17 protein-coding genes and 2 pseudogenes are annotated in these 19,533 nt (G+C 59.4%); 3 read left to right on the top strand and 16 right to left on the bottom strand.

Translation table 11 applies throughout. The features are described from left to right. Positions 1–222: 222 nt before the first annotated feature. The 10 genes and pseudogenes from JJB09_RS25305 to JJB09_RS25265 all read right to left on the bottom strand — a co-directional run bounded on the left by JJB09_RS25305 (position 223) and on the right by JJB09_RS25265 (position 10,014). Positions 223–1,311: a protein-glutamate methylesterase/protein-glutamine glutaminase gene (locus JJB09_RS25305; protein ID WP_201663885.1), complete on the bottom strand. Its 1,089-nt coding sequence runs from the start codon at positions 1,309–1,311 to the stop codon at positions 223–225. A 5-nt stretch (positions 1,312–1,316) separates the two neighbouring features. Next, a complete protein-coding gene (locus JJB09_RS25300) occupies positions 1,317–2,171 on the bottom strand; it encodes a CheR family methyltransferase (RefSeq protein WP_201663884.1) in 855 nt (284 codons plus the stop codon). Positions 2,172–2,194: 23 nt separating this feature from the next. Then, positions 2,195–2,677, bottom strand: coding sequence for a chemotaxis protein CheW (locus tag JJB09_RS25295; RefSeq protein WP_425523769.1), 483 nt, complete (start codon positions 2,675–2,677; stop codon positions 2,195–2,197). 2 nt (positions 2,678–2,679) lie between these two features. Continuing rightward, positions 2,680–4,500, bottom strand: coding sequence for a methyl-accepting chemotaxis protein (locus tag JJB09_RS25290; RefSeq protein ID WP_201663882.1), 1,821 nt, complete (start codon positions 4,498–4,500; stop codon positions 2,680–2,682). Between the two features lie 198 nt (positions 4,501–4,698). Beyond that, positions 4,699–5,802, bottom strand: a pseudogene (locus tag JJB09_RS27200) (methyl-accepting chemotaxis protein); the annotation flags it as partial. Between the two features lie 504 nt (positions 5,803–6,306). Further along, positions 6,307–6,786, bottom strand: a pseudogene (locus tag JJB09_RS27195) (MCP four helix bundle domain-containing protein); the annotation flags it as partial. A gap of 60 nt (positions 6,787–6,846) precedes the next feature. Further along, complete coding sequence (locus JJB09_RS25280; RefSeq protein WP_201663880.1) at positions 6,847–7,326, bottom strand: chemotaxis protein CheW; 480 nt, start codon at positions 7,324–7,326, stop codon at positions 6,847–6,849. After that, entirely contained in the window at positions 7,323–9,347 is a 2,025-nt protein-coding gene (locus tag JJB09_RS25275) for a chemotaxis protein CheA (RefSeq protein ID WP_201663879.1), read from the bottom strand. Before JJB09_RS25275 ends, JJB09_RS25280 begins: the two co-directional genes overlap by 4 nt. After that, positions 9,344–9,712 (bottom strand): response regulator, encoded by a 369-nt coding sequence (locus JJB09_RS25270; RefSeq protein WP_201663878.1) that lies wholly within the window; start codon positions 9,710–9,712, stop codon positions 9,344–9,346. Before JJB09_RS25270 ends, JJB09_RS25275 begins: the two co-directional genes overlap by 4 nt. Beyond that, positions 9,712–10,014 carry an STAS domain-containing protein gene (locus JJB09_RS25265; protein ID WP_201663877.1) on the bottom strand — a complete coding sequence of 101 codons (303 nt, stop codon included), beginning with the start codon at positions 10,012–10,014 and terminating at the stop codon, positions 9,712–9,714. The genes JJB09_RS25270 and JJB09_RS25265 overlap by 1 nt, the downstream gene beginning before the upstream one ends. Before the next feature lie 307 nt (positions 10,015–10,321). Here JJB09_RS25265 and JJB09_RS25260 point away from each other — a divergent pair, with 307 nt between their 5' ends. Beyond that, the gene (locus JJB09_RS25260; RefSeq protein WP_201663876.1) at positions 10,322–12,058 is read left to right on the top strand and encodes a methyl-accepting chemotaxis protein; all 1,737 of its coding nucleotides are present in this window, start codon (positions 10,322–10,324) and stop codon (positions 12,056–12,058) included. Positions 12,059–12,067: 9 nt separating this feature from the next. Here the strand turns inward: JJB09_RS25260 and JJB09_RS25255 are convergent, their stop codons facing one another. From JJB09_RS25255 to efp, 6 genes are all read right to left on the bottom strand, one after another. Continuing rightward, a complete protein-coding gene (locus tag JJB09_RS25255) occupies positions 12,068–12,784 on the bottom strand; it encodes a ParA family protein (RefSeq protein ID WP_201663875.1) in 717 nt (238 codons plus the stop codon). A gap of 145 nt (positions 12,785–12,929) precedes the next feature. Continuing rightward, a complete protein-coding gene (locus JJB09_RS25250) occupies positions 12,930–13,766 on the bottom strand; it encodes an ABC transporter permease subunit (protein ID WP_201663874.1) in 837 nt (278 codons plus the stop codon). Then, entirely contained in the window at positions 13,763–14,554 is a 792-nt protein-coding gene (locus JJB09_RS25245; RefSeq protein ID WP_246748982.1) for a taurine ABC transporter ATP-binding protein, read from the bottom strand. The genes JJB09_RS25250 and JJB09_RS25245 overlap by 4 nt, the downstream gene beginning before the upstream one ends. A gap of 129 nt (positions 14,555–14,683) precedes the next feature. After that, on the bottom strand, positions 14,684–15,694 hold the full coding sequence (gene tauA / locus JJB09_RS25240; RefSeq protein ID WP_201663872.1) for a taurine ABC transporter substrate-binding protein: 1,011 nt from the start codon (positions 15,692–15,694) through the stop codon (positions 14,684–14,686). 189 nt (positions 15,695–15,883) lie between these two features. After that, positions 15,884–16,522, bottom strand: coding sequence for a lysozyme inhibitor LprI family protein (locus JJB09_RS25235; protein ID WP_201663871.1), 639 nt, complete (start codon positions 16,520–16,522; stop codon positions 15,884–15,886). A gap of 159 nt (positions 16,523–16,681) precedes the next feature. After that, complete coding sequence (efp, locus tag JJB09_RS25230) at positions 16,682–17,251, bottom strand: elongation factor P (RefSeq protein WP_201663870.1); 570 nt, start codon at positions 17,249–17,251, stop codon at positions 16,682–16,684. A gap of 129 nt (positions 17,252–17,380) precedes the next feature. Between efp and epmA the strand changes: the two genes are divergently transcribed. Together epmA and JJB09_RS25220 are read left to right on the top strand one after the other, a co-directional pair. After that, positions 17,381–18,445: an EF-P lysine aminoacylase EpmA gene (gene epmA / locus JJB09_RS25225; RefSeq protein WP_201663869.1), complete on the top strand. Its 1,065-nt coding sequence runs from the start codon at positions 17,381–17,383 to the stop codon at positions 18,443–18,445. A 40-nt stretch (positions 18,446–18,485) separates the two neighbouring features. Next, a complete protein-coding gene (locus JJB09_RS25220; RefSeq protein ID WP_201663868.1) occupies positions 18,486–19,529 on the top strand; it encodes a lysine-2,3-aminomutase-like protein in 1,044 nt (347 codons plus the stop codon). The last annotated feature ends 4 nt before the right edge of the window (positions 19,530–19,533 follow it).

Genomic DNA, 19,533 nt, shown 5'->3' with positions numbered 1-19,533 from the left:
TGATCATCGAAACACATGTCGAAAGTGTGACGACAGCGAGCAAAACGAAGGCGAAAACGCGTATCATGTCGGCTCCTCTGATCACTCTTGTTGCGTACGGTAAATGGTTTGTGACCATGTGATCGCATGGGCAGAAAAAACCTGCTGTTTCCGGGGGAACAGCAGGTTGATTTTGCAAAGCGAAAGTCGTGCGGGAAACTTCTCAGGCAGCCGCGAGTGCTGTCAGAAACGCGCTTGGGCGGCCATGATCTCGCGGGCAATGTGATCAAGGGCCAAGACCCTGTCGACGCCGCCTCGAGCGATGGCTTCCTTCGGCATGCCGAAGACGATCGAGGTCGCTTCGTCCTGTGCGACGGTGAACGCGCCGGCGTTGTGCATTTCCTCCATGCCGCGAGCGCCATCATCGCCCATGCCGGTCATGATAACGCCCATGGCGTTGGCCCCAGCAGCACGGGCTGCGGATCTAAACAGCACGTCGACGGATGGGCGGTGGCGAGAGACCAGTGGTCCCGGCCGAACCGAAACGTGGTAACGGGCGCCGCGACGCTCGACGAGTGTATGCTGGTCGCCGCCGGGGGCAATCAGCACGTGGCCACGAAGTACGGCGTCGCCGTCGGCTGCCTCCTTGACTTCGACCTCGCAGAGGGTGTTGAGGCGCTTGGCGAAGGCGGCGGTGAATTTTTCCGGCATGTGCTGAACGATGACCATGCCGGGCGCATTGGCCGGCAGCTTTTCCAGCATTTCGCGCAAGGCCTCGGTGCCACCGGTCGAGGCGCCAACGCAGACGATCATTTCCGTCGTCTTGGCCATGGCGCGGCCAGTAGGGGGCGGCAGCACGGCATCGGCAGTCAGCTTTCCCTGTGGGGCCATGGGTGCAGCGGTGCGGTTCCGGCGAAGGTTGCCGAGCCGTGCCTTGGCGGCCGCCTTGACGACGTGGCGGATGTTGTCGCCGATCTCGGCAAGATGGTCGGCCGCGCCGATCTTGGGCTTGAGGATGATGTCGACTGCGCCGGCTTCCAGCGCCTGCATCAGGGTTTCCGAACCCGCCTCGGTCAGCGACGAGCACATGACCACGGGAATCGGATGCTGGCTCATCAGCTTGCGCAGGAAGGTGATACCATCCATTTGTGGCATCTCGACATCGAGGGTGATCACGTCGGGAATGTCGTCCCGAATCTTCTTCGCGGCCATGAAGGGATCGGACGCTGCACCGATAACCTCGATATCGGGGTCGGCTTCCAGCACGCGCGTCAACGTCTGGCGGACGCTGGCGGAGTCATCGACGATCAGAACACGGGTTTTTGCGGACAACGTTCTCAGACCTTTTGAAAGACGGTATTGGCGACTGCCTTCAATGGCAGGTCGAAACCGGCGATGGATTCGGAATGACCGATGAACAGGTAGCCCCCTGGCAACAGGCAATCGCAGAGCCTCGTCAAGACGTCGGCCTGGGTTTCCTTGTCGAAATAGATCATGACGTTGCGGCAGAAGATGAGATGGACCGGATCGCCGATAACGTAGCGATCGTCCATCAGGTTCAAGCGTCCGAATGCAACTTTCGAGCGCAGGCGTGGGACAATGCGTACACTATTGTTGCCGCGCGCGACGGGACGCATCACATATTTGTTGCGCAGATCGACGGGCACGGGTTCAACGAGCTCCGACGGGTAAATTCCCTTATGTGCGGTTGCCAGTACGTCGGTCGAAAGGTCGGTGGCGAGGATCGTATAAGGCATGTTGCCGTGCTGCTGGGCGTATTCCTCCAGCACGATGGCCATCGTATAGGGCTCGGCGCCCGTCGAGCAGGCGGAACTCCAGGCGCGAACGCTGCGAACGCCGCTTGCCATGAGGTTCGGCAGCGCCTGCTTGTACAGGTAAGTGAAATGGTTGGGCTCGCGGAAGAAGTCCGTTTTGTTGGTGGTCACAGCATCGATCAGGTAAATTGTTTCCTGCTCGAGGCCGTCGCCCTTGAAGAGAAAATCGCAATAAGCGTCGAAGGTGGGCTTGCCGGTGGCGCGCAGCCGCCGGCGTAGACGCCCTTCGAGCATGGTTTGCTTGCTTGGCGGCATCTTGATGCCGCTGTAGCCGTAGATGAAATTGGCGAGTTTTTCAAAATTCTTCTTGCTGATCCCGTCGGATTGAACGGGCATGCTACGCGAAACGGATGCCATGAAAATATCCTGGAACTATTCGATTAAGCCGCGTGCCTGGATGACATGATGGCTGCATCGTCAGCCGTCAGAAGCCTGGCAAGATCGATAATCACCACAAAGCCGGTTTCCCGTCGCACGACACCCGAAATATAGTCGGAGCGCCAGCGGGTGCCGATGTCGGGCGCCTGTTCGATCTGGTCGCGACGGAAGGGCGTCACTTCAAACACCCTGTCGGCCACAAGCCCGAGACTGAGAAGACGATCCGGCATTGGAATGTCGAGGACCAATACCCTCGTATGCGGCGACGGTATCGTGCGGGTGAGACCGAGCTTCAGCCTGAGATCGATCGTCGGCACCCCTTGCCCCCGCACATTGCGGAGGCCGAGCAGATAATCGGGGCCGTTCGGGATCTTGAAGGCTTCCTCGTAATCGAGGATTTCCCTGACTACTTCGACAGGCACGGCGAAGATTTCTTCGCCGAGGCTGAACGTCACGAACTGTGCTTCGCTGCTTGATGCCGTCATTGTCATGCGCTTTCCCTGAAATCTGCGTCGCCGGCATCCGGGCCGCCCTGGCTGAGATCGAGAGCGAAGCCCTTCACACGGGCCTGCTGGGTCGCCACATTTTGCTGCGATGGCTTGCGAGCTGCGGAAGGGGCGACCTGTGCTGACTGTGGACGTGCTGCAGGCTTGGGCGCAGCCTTGTATGCGCCGGACTTGCTGTTGTTGGCATTGTCGACCCGGAAGAAGGCGATCGAGGTTTGCAGTTCCTCCGACTGCGCGGCCAGTTCTTCCGACGTGGATGCCATTTCCTCGGAGGCAGAAGAGTTTTGCTGGGTCACCTTGTCGAGCTGCTGGATCGCCTCGTTGATCTGGCTGGCGCCGATATCCTGCTCGCGGCAAGCGGCGGTGATTTCGGAAACCAGTTCGGCGGTCTTGCGGATATCCGGTACGAGGCGGGCGAGCATTTCCCCGGCTTCCTGCGCTGCCTGCACGGTGTCGCCGGACATGGCGCCGATCTCGGCTGCTGCGGACTGGCTGCGTTCGGCCAGCTTGCGAACTTCGGAAGCGACGACAGCAAAACCCTTGCCATGTTCGCCGGCGCGAGCGGCCTCAACGGCTGCATTGAGTGCGAGCAGGTCGGTCTGGCGAGCGATTTCCTGCACGATCGAAATCTTCTCGGCGATCGTGCGCATGGCAGCGACAGCGCGGTTGACGGCGTCGCCCGAGACTTCGGCATCCTTGGCCGACTGGCGGGCGATCTTTTCGGTCTGGGCGGCGTTATCGGCGTTCTGTTTGATGTTGGCGGCCATTTCCTCCATCGAGGCGGAGGCTTCTTCAGCGGCCGCGGCCTGTTCGGTCGCACCCTGGGAGACCTGCTCGGAGGAAGCCGACAGTTCCTGGCTGCCCGACGATACGTTGAGCGAAGCTGAAAGCGCATCGGCTACGACGCCGCGCAGGCGTTCGACCATGCTTGCCAGCGACAGGCCGAGCGTGTCCTTGTCGGACAGCGCTCTCGGTGTCACCGTGAGGTCGCCGTTGGCGATCATATCGGCAATTTCGGCGGTGTTCCGGAGGTTGGAGGTCATCTGCTCCATGGAGTTGGCCAGATCACGGATTTCGTCGTTAGCCTTGTATTCGATCTGGTAGTTCAGGTCGCCGATCGCGACCGCGTCGGCAAGTGCGGAAGCACGCTTCAGACCGCGGGAGATTGTGAGCGAAATCCAGATGGCCGCGGCGAACGAGAACAGCACGACGATTGCGGTCGCGGTGATCAGCATGAAGCGCGACTGGGCATATTGGGCGTCCGTCGCTGCATCGGTTTCCGCGACATTCTCGGCGGCGATTGCGTGCATCTCCTCAATCACCTTGAGTGCCTTGTTCATAAGGTCGCGACCCTGTCCCATGGTCAGCGCAGTTGCCCGCGCGTTCGATTCCGGGGTGTTGGTCGTGGCAAGCTGGCCCATTTCCTTCTGGATCGGCTCGTATTGCTCGTAAATCGCGTGAAATTCTTTGGCCTTGGTGCTTACATCCTTGTCTGCGGATTTTTCGAGTGCCTCGAGGATCGGGCCGATCTTCACCTGGCGCGATGTCATCGACTTGACGAACTCGGCGATCTCGACCGGGTTCTCGTTGAGGATGGCATTCTTTTCAGCGCGAACCGCTCCACCGAAGGTGTCGCTGAGTTCCGACAGCATCTTGAAGTCCTCGATCGGTTCCTCGACCATCCGGGTGACCGATCCGTTGAGCGACGCGAGATTGATGATGGCAAATGTCGCCATCGCGCCGGTCAGGAGAATAATGACGGCAAATACGAGGCCGAGCTTGAGTTTGATAGTCATGCGCACCGCGGTAATCCTTTGCATACGGTTCGGGTACAGGAAGGCGTGATCCTTCCCAACGAGTTTGACCGAGCCAGCAAGGCGGTGGGCGCGATTAATTCACGTCCGCAAAACCGGGGCATTCGGTAGTCTTTGTGTCACGCGGCTACATCCGCGGGGCGCAGGGGCGGCCCAATAGGGCCGCCGGATTGTTGGAGCCAGTTGTTACGCGCTTTCCCTGAAATCGGCGTCGGCGTGGTCGGGACCACCCTGGCTGAGGTCGAGTGCGAAGCCCTTGGCGCGTGCCTGCTGGGCGGCGACCGTGTGGCCGGCTGACTTGCGGGCAGGCGCCTGGGCCATCTGGCGTGGAGCGGGACGGGCAGCAGGCATGGCGATCGGCTGCTGAACCTGCCGCGCCGGCGTATTGTCGACATGGAAGAAGGAGATCGATGTCTGCAGCTCTTCGGACTGGGCGGCCAGTTCCTCCGAGGTCGATGCCATTTCCTCCGAAGCAGACGAGTTCTGCTGGGTCACCTTGTCGAGCTGTTGGATCGCTTCGTTGATCTGGCTGGCGCCGATATCCTGCTCGCGGCAGGCTGCGGTGATTTCAGAGACGAGTTCGGCAGTCTTGCGGATGTCCGGCACGAGGCGCGCGAGCATTTCACCGGCTTCCTGCGCTGCATGAACGGTATCGGTCGACATCGCGCCGATCTCTGCTGCGGCCGACTGGCTGCGTTCGGCAAGCTTGCGAACTTCAGAGGCGACGACTGCAAAGCCCTTGCCGTGTTCGCCGGCACGGGCTGCTTCCACAGCAGCGTTTAGTGCGAGCAGGTCGGTCTGACGGGCGATTTCCTGCACGATCGAGATCTTCTCGGCAATGGTGCGCATGGCGGTGACCGCACGGGTGACGGCTTCGCCGCTGGCTTCGGCATCCTTGGAGGACTGGCGGGCGATCTTTTCCGTCTGGGCGGCGTTGTCGGCATTCTGCTTGATGTTGGCGGCCATCTCTTCCATGGCAGCCGATGCTTCCTCGGCGGCGGACGCCTGTTCGGTGGCACCCTGCGAGACCTGCTCGGAGGAGGCCGACAGTTCCTGGCTGCCGGAGGAAACGCTGTGGGAAGCCTGCAAGGCGTCGGCAACCACGCCGCGCAGGCGGTCGATCATTGTATTGACGTGGCCGAGCAGTTCGGCGATCTCGTCATGGCCCTTGATCGTCGCTGTCTGGGTGAGGTTGCCCTCAGCGACATTGCGGATGATCTGGTTGGCATTGCGCAGGCCCCTGCTGATCGACAGGACGATCCAGGTGGCTGCGGCCGCTGCGATCAATGTCGAGAAAATCAGGAGTCCGATCAGCAGGTTACGGCTGTTTTCGTAGAGGTCTTTGGATTCGACCAGCTCGGCCTGTTGGATCTGACTGTTGGCGGCAACGAGGTCGCGCAGGATCTGCGCTGCGGCCTGGCGCGTGGCGCGGCCTTCATTGCTGGCAAGAATGTTCGCGTGATAATCGCCGTTTTCCAAGCTGATGGCATTGATCTTGTCGATCGTCGACTTCATCATGTCATAAGCAGCCACGAAAGAATCGTACAACGCCTTGTCGGACGAACTGACTTGATGGCCGAGCTTCTTGATGTCCTCGCCGACTGTTTGGGCGAACGCGATGTAGTCGTTGTTCCATTGTTCCTGCTTGGTAGGGCGCACGGATCCCAGCAGAATGTTACGATGCTGGCGGAACATTTCCGCGATGTTCAGCCGGATTGTGATGCCCTTTTCGTAAGCCGCAAAGGCCTGAAGATTTCCCTGGTTGACGGGAGCACGCAGCCTGTCGACCAGTGCAGTCAGCTTTTCCTCGACGGCATCGAGTGAACCGCTGCCTTCCGTCGTGGTTAGCTGAAACGCGGTCGCTCCGGAGTTCTTCAAGGTGAGTACTTGAAGCTTTGCGTTGATCGTCAGGTACTGCTCCCACTTCTGAGTGAAAGCATCCAGCGTCTGTCGGTTTGCGTCCGTCAGCAAAGGACGCAGCTTGGCTGCCTGGGAGCGCAAGGCAGCATCGCTTTCGGCAATGGTTTTGGAAAGGTCTGCAAGATCTTTCGGATCGGTGGAGATGATCATCTGTCGGGTCGAGGATCCGATCTGGGTGACGATATTCTCCATCTCCTTGAGCTCGACTGCCTGGGCAGAGCTGCCGTTGACGATGGTGTCAAGCGTCTGGTTCAGGGTTCCAAGGCTCTGGATGGCGAAAAACATGCTTGTGCCCGACAGTGCGACGACTGCCGTAAAGGTCAGAGCGAGCTTCTTGGTAATGGTAAACTTCATAATATGCTTCCTAATCCGGAATCGTGCCGGTATGTTTGTCCTTCTGAATGCGCCTGATCTTCAAGACGAGAAGATTGCCTTCATATTCGGGACGATAATAAAGTCGGTGCCGCGTTTGACGAGGCAATCGATGTAGTCGGCGCGCCAGCGCATGCCGACGCTGGGCGGGGGCTCGCTGGCTTTTTTCGTCAAAGTGGTCACTTCGTTGACCTTGTCGGTTCTGACGCCGATCAGGACGGCTTCGCTATCCAGTTCAAGTTCGATGACGATGATGCGGCTATCCTTTGTGGTTGTCGTGGCCTCCATGCCGAATGCCAGCCGTATGTCGGCCAGCGGGATCACTCGTCCGCGGAAATTCAGCACGCTTCCGACGAAGGAACGGGCGCCCGGTACGAGTGTCTCAGGCAGAAGGTCGAGGATTTCCCGGACCGCGACTGCCTCGATGGCGAAAGTCTCGCCGGCGATGTCAAAGGTCAGGACCTCGAGTTCGTCCTCGTTGTTCCACAGGGTGGTTTCGATCTTCTTGAGAGCCTGGTTCATCCGGCTGCGCGCAAGTGCGCCTCCTGCTGCTGCCCTTCCGTCACCAGATGGGCGACGTCGAGGATAAGTGCGACGCTGCCATCCCCGAGGATGGTTGCACCCGAGAAGGTCGCGATATCATGGTGCAGCTTGGACATGGACTTGATGACCGTCTGGTGGTCGCCGATGATCTGGTCGACGACGAGGCCGACACGTTCGGTGCCGGTGGAGATCACCACCACCTTTTGATAGGGGTCGGGCTTGGTGCCGGTGCGGAACAGATCGCGAAGGCGAATGAACGGTACCAGGCTGTCGCGCAGCGAGATGAAACTGCGACCGCGCGAACGCATGTCCTCTTCCAGCGACAGTTCGAGGCATTCCTCGACCGCCGACAGCGGGATGACGTAACGGCCGGACCCGACGCGCACCAGCAAGCCATCGATAATGGCAAGCGTCAGCGGGATGTTCAGCGAGATGGCTGATCCCTGACCGGGCGTGCTGACGACATTGATCGTGCCGCGCAAGGTTTCGATCGAGCGCTTGACCACGTCCATTCCGACGCCACGACCGGAAAGATTGGTGACATTCTGGGCTGTTGAGAAGCCGGGTTGAAAGATCAGTTGAAGGAGTTCCTGATCTGCAAGGACGGCGTTTGGCGCAATGATGCCCGAGCTTTCCGCCTTGGCGCGGACACGTTCGCGGTTGATGCCGCGACCGTCGTCGCTAATGGTGATCTTGACTTCGCCTCCGGTCTGGCGTGCAGAGAGCACGACGCGTCCGGCGGCCGGCTTGCCGGCGGCAATCCGTTCTTCCGGTGTTTCGAGACCATGATCGCAGGAATTGCGCACCAGGTGGACGAGGGGATCGGCGAGGCGTTCGATGACGGTTTTGTCGACTTCGGTGGTTTCGCCTTCGGTTATCAACTCAATCGTCTTATGGGTCTCATGGGCCAGGTCATGCACCAGTCGGCGGAAACGTCCAAAAAGTTGGGTGACGGGCACCATGCGCAGCACCATCATCGTGTCCCGCAACTCGCCGGAGAGGCGCTCGATGTCTTCCGAGACAGCGCGGAACTGCAGGTCTCCGTCGGCGTTTGCGAGCTGGGAAAGCCGCGACTGGGCAATCACCAGTTCACCAACGCGATCCATCAACTCATCCAGACGTTCGGCCGGGACGCGAACATTCTCGGCGGCCTTGTTCTGCTTCGCGTCGGATGCGACTGGAACGGGTGTGCTGGCGGTGGACGGTGAAGGTCCGCTGGCAGCGATAGGGGCGGCCAACGGCGTCGTCACCGACGAATTATGGTTCGTTGGTGCCGGTGTGAGAGCGATCTCGACCGCACTTGTTCCCGTCGGCTCTTCGCAGGAGATTTCAAGTTTCATCTCGTCCATGACGAAAATGAATACATCCTCGATCGCCGACCTCGGGGCTTCGCTCTTCAGCTCCACAGACCAGCTGAAATAGAGATCCGAGGGATTGAGGACGTCGAGCGCGGGCAGGGCGCTCCGGTCGGCAACGATCCTGCATTCGCCGAGATCGCGCAATTCGTCGAGCAAGGGCAATGGATTGGTGCCGTTGGCCATCGCATTTGCAGGCAGCGAGAACCGGATCTTCCAATTGTTGATCGCTGGTGCGTCAGCTGCTGGTGCTTCTATATTTGCGCCGCTGGCGGCTTCTACAGCTTTGTGAAGCTTATCGAGCAACAGGCTGCTGAGCGTATCGTGATCACCGCCGGGTGTCTCGACCAGCGTACGCATGTGATCCTTGGCTTCGAGCACGGCTGAAATGAGTGCGGCCGTGGCCGGAACCTCACCCTTGCGAACCAGATCGAAGGCAGTTTCGCAATGATGGGTAAAGGCGGCGAGCGCCTCAAACCCGAACATCGCTCCGGATCCCTTTAGCGTATGCAGGCTGCGGAACACCGCGTCGATCTGTTCCTTGTCGGACAGGTTGTCGAGCAGGTCGAGCAGCCCGGCCTCGATGGCCTCCAGCAATTCGGCAGCCTCGGTCCTGAAGACGACGATGGGATCCGGATGGCTCATTTGCCCAGAACCTTTCTGACGATCTTGACGAGATTGTCCGGATCGAAGGGTTTGGTCAGCCAGCCGGTCGCGCCGGCTTCCTTGGCCTGTTGCTTGATCGAACCATCCGATTCCGTCGTCAGGAAGATGATCGGAATGCCCATCTGGCTGGGGATCTTGCGGAGCTCGCGAATCATCGTCAGGCCATCCATAACGGGCATGTTGAGATCTGTGACGATCAGATCAAACTGGCCGGACGTCGCTTTGGAGATGCCTTCCGCGCCATTGATGGCTTCGGTCACCGTATAGCCGGCGTTGGACAGGGCAACATTTGTCGTCAGGCGAATGCTGGCGGAATCGTCGACGGTGAGGATATTTGCGGACATCAGTTCATCTCCTTGTGGAGCCAGAATTTGCTATCTTCGACGGAAAAATTTTCGAACAGGCCGCAGCGTTTCAGCGCCGTTTCAACGTTTGCGTTGGCTGGGTTCGTCAGGGCGATCTTCTTGCCCGAGGTGCCGGCGTAGATGCGGGCGGATTCGATCAGCTGGATAAACGACAGGTCTATGTCGGTGCAGCGTTCGAGGTCGATCTCGATAGACGCGCTATCTTGGCAGGCCGTTGTAAATTCGTTGTGGATTTCCGCGATATTTCGAATGTTTGCTTTTTCATTGAAACTAAAGATCATGCGACTGCCTGCTGCCTATTGCATTACGCCGCGATCCTCTGTTTGTTTGGCTAATAAAGTATGAACAGCGATACCGGGTTATTAACACTCTCAAACTCATATGTAATTTATGATAAGGTAAAATTAACCTTTCCTTAAGTGTGGAAACCGATTCATTTTCTTTAAATAACTTAAATAAAACAATGAATTAGGTTATGTAGCCGAGGCCCCTGCGCCGGCTACGACCGTGTTTGGGACCGCGAGTTTACGGGTCCTTGGGAAGTTGGAGTCTAGGTTCCCGGCAATGGATTTGCATGGGGATCAGGTTGTGCTGAAACGGAACATATCAACAGCGGTGTATTTGCCGGTCGACAGGTCGGGGCTCGATGGCAAACTGGCCGCGGCGCACAGCCGTCTGGAGAAGAAGTTTCTCGAAGGTGGCACGGTGCTGATCGCGATCGTCGATATTCTCAAGCGGCTGATCGGCTCGCTCGATGAGTTGACCGGCGCGCTCGATGGGCAGACTTCGAACGACACGATTGCCCGCATCCAGGCGACCGCAAAACAGCTTGCCGAACTGCCGGGTTTCGAACTCACCCGCAAGGGACGCTTCGAAAGTCTGTTCGGAGCTTGCCGCACCATGCAGTCAAGCGTTGACGACATGCGCGATACGATGCGTTATCTCCGGACATTCGCGATTACGGTGAAGATTACAGGCGCCGGACTTGCTGAGTTCGCGGGTTTCGCTGACGAAATCCGCGAGCGCATCCAATCGGGCGCGCAGGAGGTCGATCGTTTTTCCGTGCAGCTCGCCGCAATGCACAGCCAGCTTGCCAGGGCACAATCGTTTTCCGGCGAAATTTCACAGAATTACGTTGATACCGTCCCGACGATCGTCCGTGAACTCGAGCGTGACGCGGGCAAGGTCGCCGAACACCATCGCAACCTCGTCAAAATCGCCAACGAAGTGAAGGCACTGGCGCGCGGTGTACAGGGCAAGATCGCCACCGTTCTTTCGGCACTGCAGATTGGCGACATCACCCGCCAGCGGATCGAGCACATCCGCTCCAGCTTCGAGATATTCGACGAATTCAGAAACTCGGCGGAAGGAGCAGCCCTGGGCGAAGACGCGCTTGCAAGGTTCGATGGTGCGATCAATCATCTGGCTGCGGCGCAGATGGATGAAACGCTCAGCGACTTCCAGCGGGAATGCCGCAAGGTCATGGAAAACATGTCGCGTTTCGTCGACGACACCCGTGACATTCTGGCGTTGCGTGACCAGATGCACAGGCAGAGCGACAGTGAGGGGCGCAACTTCCTGAGCGGATTGGAGCAGAACGTTGCTCGCGCCTCGGCGCTCGTTTCCGATGTTCAGGATACCAGCACCGAAGCTGATACGGTGGCGCAGTCCACGGGCGAGACAGCGCAAAGCCTGATCCAGGGTATCGAGATCATCCGGTCGATCAAAACCGATATCCACTATATGGCGCTCAACTCAAACCTGCGTTGCTCCAAGCTGGGCGACGAAGGCCGGTCGGTCAACGTCGTCAGTGGCGAACTGCGGGTGTTTGCCGAAAAGCTCGAGGATCCGGCGAACGCTGTTCTCGCCGAACTCAAGCATTTCGAAGCTGCTGCCGAAAGCCTGTCGCAGGATCGTGGTGTGGCCGGCCGCAATATCAGCCAGCCGATGAACGAAGCGCTCGGCTCCATCCGCGAGGTTTCCGCGAGGATGGATGAAGGCATCGCGGCCTTCGAGCGCGAGGGCCAGGAAGTGTTTTCCAAGATCAGCGCTGCCATCGGCACGCTCGATTTCGAGCACGAACTCGGCGACGTGCTGCAGGATTGTCTGGAGACCTCATGGTCGATCGCCGATCTCAGCGATAGTGACGTATCCGCCCTAGGTGAAGAGATCGGCGCGGCCAGCCAACGGATTTTCAAGCTTTACACGATGGCGTCCGAACGGGACATTCACCGTCGTTTCCTGCCCGTTGCGGCTGCCGCAGAAGCGGCGCCCAAGGCCGTCGCCGTCAATGACGACGAACTGTTTGAGGATGCGCTTTTCTGATTGTTCCCGTCAGGCAGCGGAGCGCAGAACGTCGCGCTGGCTTAAGGATGGACGGGTCGCCGCCCGGTTCGGAACGTAGCCCAGCACTTCATTGGCAAAAGCCTCGGCATTCTCCTTGGCCCGGTCGAGATTACTGACGCGTGTCGCGTCCATTTCGTAGAGGCTGCATCCGTAATCGAAGAGATCGCGATAGGCGGCGCGCTCGATGATCGGTGTGTCGAGCACGCGGACGCTGCGGGCGGCCAGCAGCGACTTGACGGCTTGCAACGCGCGCGTGGTCACCATGGAATTCACGCGTGACAGTACCACCGAATGCGGGATGCGGATGTTGGCCTTGTCCTCGAGATACTTGAGCAGCTCCAGCACCTGGGCGCCGCCTTTGGCGTCCATCGCGCAGCCCTGGATGGGGATCAGCACATGGTCGGACATGCCGATAGCGGTGGCGAGCAGCGGCGAGGATGCGCCTGGCAGGTCAAGGATAAAGTAGTCTGTCCGAGGACGGTGCTGGGCAATTACGGTCTGAATGGTCGCAAGTGTCACATAGGGGACGACGGTGATGTTGGCAGTGGCGTCGCCGGTTTCATGCCAGCGGCTGATCCAGCGCTGAGGATCGGCATCGAGAATGGTGACGCGGTTGCCTTGGCGTGCGAGTTCGGTGGAAAGCAGCAGAACCGCAGTGGTCTTTCCCGCGCCGCCCTTGGTGTTGGCGAATGTAATCACCGGCATTATCGAATTCCCTGAAGTCGGTCTTCGAGCATGACATCGCTCAGTCGTCACCTTCTCATTCGGCGCGGCCCCATCCTTGCCAAATATGGTTAACAAAGACTTGATTTCGCACTGCGAATTCAAGCGGGCACATTCTTCCATGGTCTTATTTATGCGCGGTCCAGGGCGTCAGGGTGCGCTCGAGCAGGCGCGCGAGCATCTCGAACATGAACGCGATCAGCGCGATGGTGAAGATGCCTGCGATGACGATATCGGTTACGAGGAACTGTGCCGCCGACTGAATCATGAAGCCGAGACCCTGTGGTGCCGCGATCAGTTCGGCGGCTACCAGCGTCGACCAGCCCGCGCCGAGCGCGATGCGTATCCCGGTGAGGATCGAAGGTGTGGTGCTTGGAAGCACCACCTGGGTGAGAAGCTGCCAGCGATTGGCGCCGAAGGAGCGAGCCGCGTTGATGTGATCCTTCGATGTCGAACGCACGCCGGAAACCGTGGATATGATGATCGGCGGCAGCATCGCCAGGGCGATCACGACGATTTTTGAGGTTTCGCCGATACCGCACCAGATGATGATTAGTGGAAGATAGGCAAGTGGCGGCAGGGGTCGCAGGAACTCGACGATCGGATCCAGGATGCCTTTGCCGATACGGCTCATCGCCATCGCCAGTCCGGCGGGCACGCCTAGTACGATTGCAAGCGCCAGTGCACCGAATATCCGAAACAGACTGGCAAAGACATGTTCGGCGAGCGTGCTGTCGACAAAGCCAACCGTTGCCAGAGCGTAAGAGGATCTAAGGACAGCAACGGGCGAGGGAAGAAACACCGGTGAGACAAGCTGGAATGCGGCAGCGAATGCCCAAAGGCCCAGGATGACGACGATCGTGGCGGCCGAGACCAGCAAGGTGATATCGGTCGGCCTTCGGCGCGGTCGGCTCTGTTCTGCCGAAAACGACTGTTCGTCAATGGCTGTTGTCGAATAGGTCATGCGGCAAACTCCGCGGTCTCAGTGTGAATGGCGAGCGTCAGTCGTTCGTAAGCCGTCTTGAAGGCACTGGAGGAGCGGATCGAAGCTGCGCTTTCGCCGGCCAGATGGCGACGGCCGAAGTCGAGTGGAATATCGGCGGTGATCCTGCCGGGTGTAGGCTCCAGCACGATCACACGGGTGGCCAGAAACAGCGCCTCGTCGATGCTGTGCGTGATCAGCAGCACGCCGGTCGAGGTTGCTTGCCAGACATTGAGCAGGAAAGATTGCATGCGGCTGCGGGTCAGGGCATCGAGTGCGCCCAGTGGCTCATCCATCAAAAGGAATTTCGGATCTGAGGCGAGCGCCCGGGCGATGCCGACCCGTTGGCGCATGCCGCCGGAAAGCTCCCAGATTTTCTTGTCACCCGAACCGGAGAGGCCGACAAGATCCAGCAGTTCCTCCGCCCTGGTGTCTCGAACTCGCTTGGCGACATGGCGGAGTTTCAGCGGAAAGCCGATATTGTCGCGCGCATTGAGCCATGGATAGAGCGCATCGTCCTGGAAGACGACGGCCCGATCCGACCCCGGCCCGGTAATCGCGGCTCCGTCAACCGCAATCGAGCCGTGCGACGGTGTGAGAAATCCGGCTGCGAGATTGAGAAGGCTGGTCTTGCCCGAGCCTGAGCGCCCTATGACGACGACGAATTCACGTTCGTCGAGCGATAGGGTTACGTTATGCAGAATGCCCACGTGCCCGATGCCCGCACCGGGATAGCTCAGCGAGACTTGGTTGAGTGATAGCTTGCCCAAGGGATCGACCTTCCATTGTCGGCACTGATATCCGGCACGGTGGCGACTGGCTGCCACCGTGCCGGACGGTATGCGGGAGGCTGCATCGAGCATCAGGACATTGCCCCGCAGCCGCCCGCTGGGAGAGGCCTATTGCGAGACTTTCAATGCCTCGTTGACCCATTTTGCCGTGATGTACGGGGCGTAGTCGGAGAGCACTGCCGGGATCTTGCCCTGTTCGAGCAGGAAGGCGGAGGTCTTGGTCACGGCATCGACGGTGCCACCGCCCAGCAGGTCCTTGGAGGCCTGCTCTTCCAGTGACGGGAAATAGTATCCCTTGAGCAGCGCCGGAACGTCGTCGGTTTTTGCCCCGGTCAGCTTGGCGATCTTGGCGGCCTGTTCCGATCCCGCATTCCAGGAGTCCGTGTTGGAGCGATAACTGGCATAGGCATCGCCGGTGACCTTGACGAAGCTGGTTACGATTTCTGGATGTTCCGTTGCGAACTTCTTCGACACGATCCAGGCATCGAAGGTAGGGCCGCCCCACTTGGCCACATCGCCGGAGTCGGCCAGGACATTGGCGGATTTCTTGATCTGGCTCAGGACCGGATCCCAGACATAGGCGCCGTCGATGTCACCGCGTTCCCATGCGGCAGCGATTTCCGGCGGGCGCAGATTCAGGATCTGCAGTGATTTCGGATCGATGTTCCAGTGCTTGAGGGCGGTCAACAGGCTGTAATGCGCCGTGGAAACGAACGGCGTAGCGATCTTTTTGCCGGCAAGGCCTTCCGGCTTGTCGACGCCCTTGACCGCAAGCGCTTCCGCTTCGTCGATAAGGCCGACGACGAAGATCGTTTCAAATGGCAATTCGCGGCTGGCTGCGGCGGCCAGTGGCGAGGAGCCGACATAGCCGATGTCGACAGAGCCCGAGGCGAGCGCTGCAATGACATCGGCGCCACCATCGAACTTGCGCCAGTTGATCTTGGCTCCGGTCGCCTTTTCATAGCTGCCGTCGGCCTGGGGCACGCGCGACGGCTCAACAATCGGCTGCCAGGCGATGTTGACGGTGACGTCGGCAGCGAAAGCACTCGAACCGCCTGCAGCGAGAACGAGTGCGATGGAGGATGCCGCGCTTAGCAGGGTACGTCGGTTGATGGACATGCGTGTTCTCCCTCGAACGAAAAGATGGCGGCTTCTCCCATGGAAACCATAATCGATATAATATACAAATATTATAGAAAATATAGAAGAAAAAATTGCAGCAGAATGGATCCGGAGAGATATTTTTCCAAAAAATCCTGCAATCGGGTCAGACCCGTTCGTCTATTTCATCTCGACAATGAAGGGGTGCTACTTCTGTGGCTGGACAATACAGTCATAGCGCGTGCCGTCCGGCAGCTTGAGGAATGCGTTCTTGCCGGTTGTCCAGAAGGTCATCTCGCCATTCGGGCCGCTTTCGACGTAGCGGAGGCCCAAGCCGATACCGACGTGGAACTGTTCCTGCATCTGAACAGTCGTGACGGGCGGTTCGCTTTTGATGAAGGTTGCCTTCACCGTTCCAGGCAAGTTCTTGCAGGCGAGTTGGAATGGGCCTTTGGTGATGCCTTCCTTGTCGCGGGCATGCGTCTGGGCGTGGTTTTCTCTCAGGGAGTGAATCCGGATTGCGTAGGCCGCGACAATGCAGCGGCGAAAATCCTCGGCGATCCAGCATTCGTCACGTACTTTCTGCCAGTGCTTTCGGTCATCGTTCAGCGCCTGCCGCTGCTCGGCGGCTAATTCCGGGCGGTCTCTGACAAGCCTGAAGAGGCGGGTCGCTTCCACATCGAGGCGTGCAAGCTCCCTGTCGCCGCAAATCAACTCCTCTGCGCTGCTGTCAGCCTTGGCGCAGTCGAAAGAGGGCGATCCGGCGCTGGCCGATGTCACCAGCGCAACTGGCCAGATCGTGCAAACACCAAGGGTCCACGCAACCAATGTCCGGGCAGTCGGCATACCAATCCCTCCTCGCGGGGAGGCATGGCGCGCTTGCCGGATAGCGGGCAGATTTCTACCGCGCATGCCTTTGGGAGGAAACGTTCCTGATGGGAAAATGATCCAAAAAAATGGCCCGCTCAAGGCGGGCCATTCATTTTCAGCTATTGGATTTGCGGATCAGTCTTTGGCACGCTCGACGTAGGAACCGTCTTCCGTCAGCACGACGATGCGGGTACCGGCCGACACGTGCGGCGGCACACCGGTGCGAATGCCGTTGGAGAGGATCGCCGGCTTGTAGGACGACGATGCCGTCTGACCTTTGACGACCGGTTCGGTTTCCATGACCTCGAGGGTCACCTGACGCGGCAGTTCGAGCGCAATTGCATTGCCTTCGTGGATCGACAGGACGACCTTCATGCCTTCGGACAGGTAGGCCTTGTCGTCGCCGATGATGTCGCCAGAAACCGCGACCTGGTCATAGGTTTCCGGGTTCATGAAATGGTAGCCTTCGCCGTCCTCATAGAGGAACTGGAAGTTCTGGTCCTCGACAACGGCGCGTTCGACCGTTTCGGTGGTCTTCCAGCGTTCCGAGACCTTCACACCATCCGAAATGCGGCGCATATCGATCTGCGTGACGGGAGTTCCCTTGCCGGGGTGAAAATTCTGCGCGGTCAGCACAACATAGAGGCGGCTGTCGATGTCGACAACATTGCCTTTGCGGAGCTGAGAAGCGATGACCTTTGCCATAAGACTTCCTTGTAACTTGTTGGAACGCGCTTTAAAGGACGGCGACCGGCCAGAGCGAGCGCTTTTTTACTTGTGGCGCGCTACTAACCTGAAAATGGCGAAATTGCCATACCGAAACGACATAGTGCGATGAGAAACATTTCCACCTCCAGGCCATCTCCGTGGTGGCATCCGGATGTTCATGCCGACCGGCGACCTTTCTTGCTGGCCCGCAATCGCGTCCAGCAGGCGTTGCGTGGCTTCTTCACGGCGGGTGATTTCATCGAGGTGGATACCGCGGCGCTGCAGGTATCACCCGGAAACGAAACGCATCTGCATGCGTTCACGACCCGATATGATGCGCCAGATGGCAGCTCCGAGGCCTATCATCTGCACACGTCACCCGAATTTGCCTGCAAGAAGCTGCTGGCCGCCGGCGAGAGCCGCCTCTACACCTTTGCCCACGTCTATCGCAACCGCGAGAAATCGCCCACCCACCAGCCGGAATTCACCATGCTCGAATGGTATCGCGCCCGCGAAACCTACGAAGCGTTGATGGATGATTGTGCCGCGATGCTGAGGATCGCGGCGGAAGCCGGAGGCGAGACGATGTTCCGCTTCCGTGGCATGGAATGCGATCCATTGGTCGAGCCGGAGCGATTGACGGTGGCCAATGCATTCGCGCGGTTCGCGGGAATGGACCTTCTCTCCACCATTGCGACCGACGGCGAAACCGATCGCAACGCGCTGCTGGCGCTGGTGCAGGATGCAGGAATGCGCACGGCAGACGACGACACCTGGTCGGATTTGTTTTCGCGCGTGCTGGTCGAAAAGGTCGAGCCGCATCTCGGCGAGGGCCGGGCGACTATTCTCTGCGAATACCCGACGGCGGAAGCTGCACTTGCCCGGAAGTCCCCGCGTGACGGACGCGTTGCCGAACGTTTTGAGCTTTATGCCTGCGGCGTGGAGCTCGCCAATGCGTTCGGGGAGTTGACGGATCCAGACGAACAGCGCCGTCGCTTCGAACACGAAATGGCGGAGAAGGCGCGCATCTACGGCGAAACCTATCCGCTCGATGAGGACTTCCTTTCTGCCCTCGCGATCATGCCGGAAGCGAGTGGTGCGGCGCTCGGTTTCGATCGGCTGGCGATGCTGGCTTCCGGTGCTGTCCGCCTCGATCAGGTCATGTGGGCGCCGATGCGCTGGGGAATGTGATGGACGAATTCGGTTCGATACATACGGGGAGGTGTGGCACATGACAGCTCTGATCACACCCAGGCACCTACTCGAAGCGGGCCTGATTGCTGCAGATCAGTTGGACGGCACTGAAGCGGTTGCCGCCCGCTTTGCCGTCTCCGTTACCGAGGCGGTCGCGAGGCTGATCGATCCAGCTGATTCGGCCGATCCGATTGCGCGGCAGTACATACCCGATACCGCCGAGCTCGTGTTGTTGCCTCAGGAGAGTGCCGACCCGATCGGCGACCACGCCCATAGCCCCGTCGAAGGCATCGTGCACCGCTACCCGGATCGGGTGCTGCTGAAGGCCGTGCATGTCTGTCCGGTCTATTGCCGCTTCTGCTTTCGGCGCGAGATGGTCGGCCCGCAGGGAGATGGAACGCTTTCGGGCGCGGCACTCGCTGCGGCGATCGCCTACATCGCCGAGCACAAGGAAATCTGGGAGGTTATCCTCACCGGCGGAGATCCGCTGGTTCTGTCGCCGCGCCGGTTGAAGGAGATCATGGAACGGCTTGCGCCAATCGATCATGTCAAGGTCGTGCGGCTGCATAGCCGGGTGCCGGTGACCGATCCTGCTCGTGTCGGCTCCGAGTTGATCGATGCGCTGAAATCGTCGGGCAAGACTGTCTACGTTGCCCTGCATGCAAATCATCCGCGAGAGCTGACTGACGAGGCGCGAGCCGCATCGGCTGCGTTGATCGATGGCGGCATCATGATGGTCAGCCAGTCAGTGCTGCTCAGGGGCGTCAACGATGATCCAGCCGTGCTCGCAAGCCTCATGCGCCTGTTCGTCGAAAACCGTATCAAGCCCTATTACCTGCATCATCCCGATCTTGCGCCCGGCACGAGCCATTTCCGGATGAGCATCGAAGAGGGTAGGGCGATCGTCGCCGGCCTGCGCGCCAGGATTTCCGGGCTGGCGATGCCGTCCTATATCCTCGATATCCCCGGCGGCCACGGTAAGGTACAACTTCCCGAAAGCCCCGTTCGCGAGGTCGGCGAGGGGTGCTACACTATCGAAGACCGGCTGGGCGACGTGCATTCCTACGCCGACCGCAATTAGCGAT

The organism is Phytoamicus setariae (assembly GCF_016722925.1).
In the GTDB taxonomy this organism is placed as follows: Bacteria; Pseudomonadota; Alphaproteobacteria; order Rhizobiales; family Rhizobiaceae; genus Rhizobium_E; species Rhizobium_E setariae.
Note: the sequence above shows the minus strand (reverse complement) of the source record. Positions and strands in the feature narration are given on the sequence as shown.

Coding starts and splice junctions, on each gene's coding strand:
- JJB09_RS25265 (WP_201663877.1), bottom strand. CDS start 10,014: ATGATCTTTAGTTTCAATGAAAAAGCAAACATTCGAAATATCGCGGAA.
- JJB09_RS25275 (WP_201663879.1), bottom strand. CDS start 9,347: ATGAGCCATCCGGATCCCATCGTCGTCTTCAGGACCGAGGCTGCCGAA.
- JJB09_RS25295 (WP_425523769.1), bottom strand. CDS start 2,677: ATGACGGCATCAAGCAGCGAAGCACAGTTCGTGACGTTCAGCCTCGGC.
- JJB09_RS25270 (WP_201663878.1), bottom strand. CDS start 9,712: ATGTCCGCAAATATCCTCACCGTCGACGATTCCGCCAGCATTCGCCTG.
- JJB09_RS25255 (WP_201663875.1), bottom strand. CDS start 12,784: ATGCCGGTGATTACATTCGCCAACACCAAGGGCGGCGCGGGAAAGACC.
- JJB09_RS25220 (WP_201663868.1), top strand. CDS start 18,486: ATGACAGCTCTGATCACACCCAGGCACCTACTCGAAGCGGGCCTGATT.
- JJB09_RS25300 (WP_201663884.1), bottom strand. CDS start 2,171: ATGGCATCCGTTTCGCGTAGCATGCCCGTTCAATCCGACGGGATCAGC.
- epmA (WP_201663869.1), top strand. CDS start 17,381: ATGAGAAACATTTCCACCTCCAGGCCATCTCCGTGGTGGCATCCGGAT.
- JJB09_RS25280 (WP_201663880.1), bottom strand. CDS start 7,326: ATGAACCAGGCTCTCAAGAAGATCGAAACCACCCTGTGGAACAACGAG.
- tauA (WP_201663872.1), bottom strand. CDS start 15,694: ATGTCCATCAACCGACGTACCCTGCTAAGCGCGGCATCCTCCATCGCA.
- JJB09_RS25250 (WP_201663874.1), bottom strand. CDS start 13,766: ATGACCTATTCGACAACAGCCATTGACGAACAGTCGTTTTCGGCAGAA.
- JJB09_RS25235 (WP_201663871.1), bottom strand. CDS start 16,522: ATGCCGACTGCCCGGACATTGGTTGCGTGGACCCTTGGTGTTTGCACG.
- efp (WP_201663870.1), bottom strand. CDS start 17,251: ATGGCAAAGGTCATCGCTTCTCAGCTCCGCAAAGGCAATGTTGTCGAC.